A 2920-nucleotide genomic window follows, 5' to 3' on the forward strand; every position below is an offset into this window, starting at 1 on the left:
GCCGATGTCCGGCGCGGCGCTGGAGCCGAGCGTCGCGCCGCCGGGTGCGGGGGCCGCAAAATGACACGCGGGGCGACCGGCGCCCGCCGCGCGCGCGGCGTCGTGTCTCTCGAATTCGTGCTGATGCTGCCGTTCCTGCTGATGGTGCTGATCGGCATCATCGACACGAGCCTGATCCTGTGCGACAAGGCCGTCATCACGAACGCGAGCCGCGAGGCCGCGCGGGCCGGTGTCGTGCTGCGCGTGCCGATGCTGACCACGACGCAGATCGCGGGCATCGCGCAGAACGCGATGCAGAACAGCCTGATCACCGGCGGCACCGCGACCACCCCGGCGGTGACCGTGACGCAGGCGAACGGCACGACGTCGGGCACCGCGCTGACGGTGACCGTGACCTACACGTATACGGGGCTCGTGCTGGGTTCGGCGTTCAGCGCGCTCACCGGCCCGGTGACGGTTTCGGCGACTTCGGTGATGCTCTATGAATGACGTGCGCGCAACGCAACCCGCCGGCCCCGCGCGGCAGCGCGGTTCGGTTGCGCTGTTCTTCCTGATGTTCCTGATTCCGCTGCTGTCGTTCGGCGCGCTGGCGATCGACATCGCGTGGGTGGTCACGGTGAACAACCAGTTGCAGAACGCGGCCGATGCGGCCGCGCTCGCGGGGGCCGATGCGATGATGTCGCCGAGCGGCGGCGCGGTGAACTGGTCGCAGGCCGCGCCGGCGGCGAACGGCGTGATCGCGCGGAACTCGGCGGCCGGTGCGGCGCTGTCGACCGGCACGGTGACCACCGGATACTGGAACGTGACGCGCAATCCCGCGTCGATGCAGCCGACGACCATCACGCCCGGCACCTACGACGTGCCGGCGGTGCAGGTCACCGTGTCGCGCGCGCCCGGCGTGAACGGCGGCTCGATTCCGCTGCTGCTCGGCGGGCTGCTGGGGATTCCCGGCGCCTCCGGCAGCGCGACCGCGGTGGCGGTGCTGGCGGCGCCGGGCGGGGTGGCGGCGGGCGCACTGTTTCCGGTTGCGATCGACCAGTGCGTGTACAACCTGTACTGGAACGCCGCGACCAACCAGCCGCTGATCAATCCGCTGACCGGCCAGCCGTACGAGTTCTCGATCACGAACGGCCAGGTCTACGGCCTGCTCTGCATGGGCGGGCAGTGGACCTCGTTCCAGTCGACCGCGACCGACACGACGACGATGGGCAACCTGATGGTGACCGGCAACCCGACGGCGCTCAACATCGGCGACAGCATCAATCTCGCGACCGGCGTGAAGGCGACGCTCTATACGTCGGTGCCGGTCGGCACGACGGTGGTGCTGCCGGTCGTCACGCAGACCGCGACCAGCACCACCGTGCCGATCGTCGCGTTCGCGCCGTTCCATATCGACGTGTCGCTCGGCGGCACGTACAAGTACATCCAGGGCCACTTCGTCGCCGGCGTGAAGATGTCGGGATCAGGGACCGGCGTCGGGCCGTACTACGGCGTCTACGTGCCGCCGCGGCTCGCGTTGTGAGCACGCGGGCCGGCGCGGCGCAGCAGCACGAGGAGCGCGAACAGCGTCACGGCCGGGCCGATCTGCGGCCATTGCAGCCACGGGTTCAGGTATTCGACGAGCGGCAGCAGCCACATGAGCGCGATCGCGGCCTGCTCGCCGCGCAGCCAGCCGTCCTGCCAGCCGGTCGCCAGCATGCACGCGATCGCGATGCCGAGCCACGCGAGCTCGTAGTGCCATACGTACGGGTTCGCCGCGAGCGTCGCGACCGCCAGCACGGCGGCACGCATGCGGATATCGCGCGAGTGCGTCCACACGATGCAGGCGGCTGCGATCGCCAGCGCCGCGATGCACGCCTGCGCGGCATAAGCGAGCCCGGGCGTCAGGCCCGCGAGCCGGAAGGCGGCGAACGGCGCCGGCGACGCGAGCCAGAACACGACACCTTGCTCGAGGAGGAGCGACCGCGCGAGCGCGGTGCCGGCGACGAACCGATGGAGCGACTCGACGCCGCAGACGAGGACGCTCGATGCGGCGAACGCGGTGGTGGCGAGCGCGGCCCACGCGATCGTGCGCCATGCGCGCGTGGCGACCAGCACGAACGGGAACAGCAGCGCCAGTTGCGGCTTGGCCGACAGCAGGCCGATGCAGAGGCCCGCCCACATCGGCCGGCGGTCCGCCCAGCAGACGGCCAGCGTCGCGCACGACGCGGTCAGGAACGCGTTTTGCCCGAACATCCCGGTGACGAACACGCACGGGGCGGCGACCAGCGCGAACCCGCCGACGCGCGCAGCGCCGGGAATCGCGCCGAGGCCCGATACGCGCGATGCGGCGAAACCGAACACGGCAACACCGAACGCGACGAACAGCGGATAGCCGATTGCAAAAGGCAGCAGCGCGAGCGGCGTCACGAGCAGCAGGTTGGTGGGCGGGTACAGCCACGCGACGAGGTCTTCGCGGCGGAACTGCGGGAACAGGTCGGCGGCCAGCCGCGTGAAGGTCGGCACATCGTACGCTTGCCATGGCGAGCCGTGCAGCATTACGTACGACGCCGTCCAGAACACCGCGTAGTCGGGGCCCGGGCGCGACAAGGCGGTGGCCGGCGCATGACGGACGACGGATACCCAGATCGCAACGAACAGCGCGTAGCACGCGAGCGCGACCGCGCTGTACGGGACGACGCGCCGCGGAGTCAGCCATGCGCGGACGGGACGGTCCGCCGATCGCGTCGTGTGCCGGGGGAGATCCATGCGGCGTGTAGCGACTACTTGATGGAGATTTTCCGCGCACCGTGGCCGGCGGCAGTCGCGGGGAGCGGCGTCCGGCGGCGGGCCGCGTGCGTGCGCTTGAGCGGGAACTGCAGCAGTTTCGACGCAGGATGCGCGGCGGTGTCCCGCTGCGCGCGATAACGGCGCCGCACGA

General features: G+C 70.7%; 3 protein-coding genes. 2 read left to right on the plus strand and 1 reads right to left on the minus strand.

Going from position 1 to position 2920, the window contains the following annotated elements; genetic code table 11:
* Nucleotides 1-60: 60 nt before the first annotated feature.
* On the plus strand, nucleotides 61-489 hold the full coding sequence (locus L810_RS32730) for a TadE/TadG family type IV pilus assembly protein (RefSeq protein WP_021162502.1): 429 nt from the start codon (nucleotides 61-63) through the stop codon (nucleotides 487-489).
* Nucleotides 482-1522, plus strand: a complete 1041-nt coding sequence (locus L810_RS32735; RefSeq protein WP_042977083.1) for a TadG family pilus assembly protein — start codon at nucleotides 482-484, stop codon at nucleotides 1520-1522. The genes L810_RS32730 and L810_RS32735 overlap by 8 nt, the downstream gene beginning before the upstream one ends.
* On the opposite strand, the gene L810_RS32740 is transcribed toward L810_RS32735, so the two are convergent.
* Nucleotides 1495-2748: a glycosyltransferase family 87 protein gene (locus L810_RS32740; protein ID WP_021162504.1), complete on the minus strand. Its 1254-nt coding sequence runs from the start codon at nucleotides 2746-2748 to the stop codon at nucleotides 1495-1497. The genes L810_RS32735 and L810_RS32740 overlap by 28 nt on opposite strands.
* Nucleotides 2749-2920: the final 172 nt, after the last annotated feature.

Origin of the sequence: Burkholderia sp. AU4i, from assembly GCF_000466765.1 — a bacterium.
GTDB classification, from domain to species: domain Bacteria; phylum Pseudomonadota; class Gammaproteobacteria; order Burkholderiales; family Burkholderiaceae; genus Burkholderia; species Burkholderia cepacia.

What these genes read in the sequence shown, in the direction of transcription:
- L810_RS32730 (WP_021162502.1), top strand. Translation starts at nt 61, where the DNA reads ATGACACGCGGGGCGACCGGCGCCCGCCGCGCGCGCGGCGTCGTGTCT.
- L810_RS32735 (WP_042977083.1), top strand. Translation starts at nt 482, where the DNA reads ATGAATGACGTGCGCGCAACGCAACCCGCCGGCCCCGCGCGGCAGCGC.
- L810_RS32740 (WP_021162504.1), bottom strand. Translation starts at nt 2,748, where the DNA reads ATGGATCTCCCCCGGCACACGACGCGATCGGCGGACCGTCCCGTCCGC.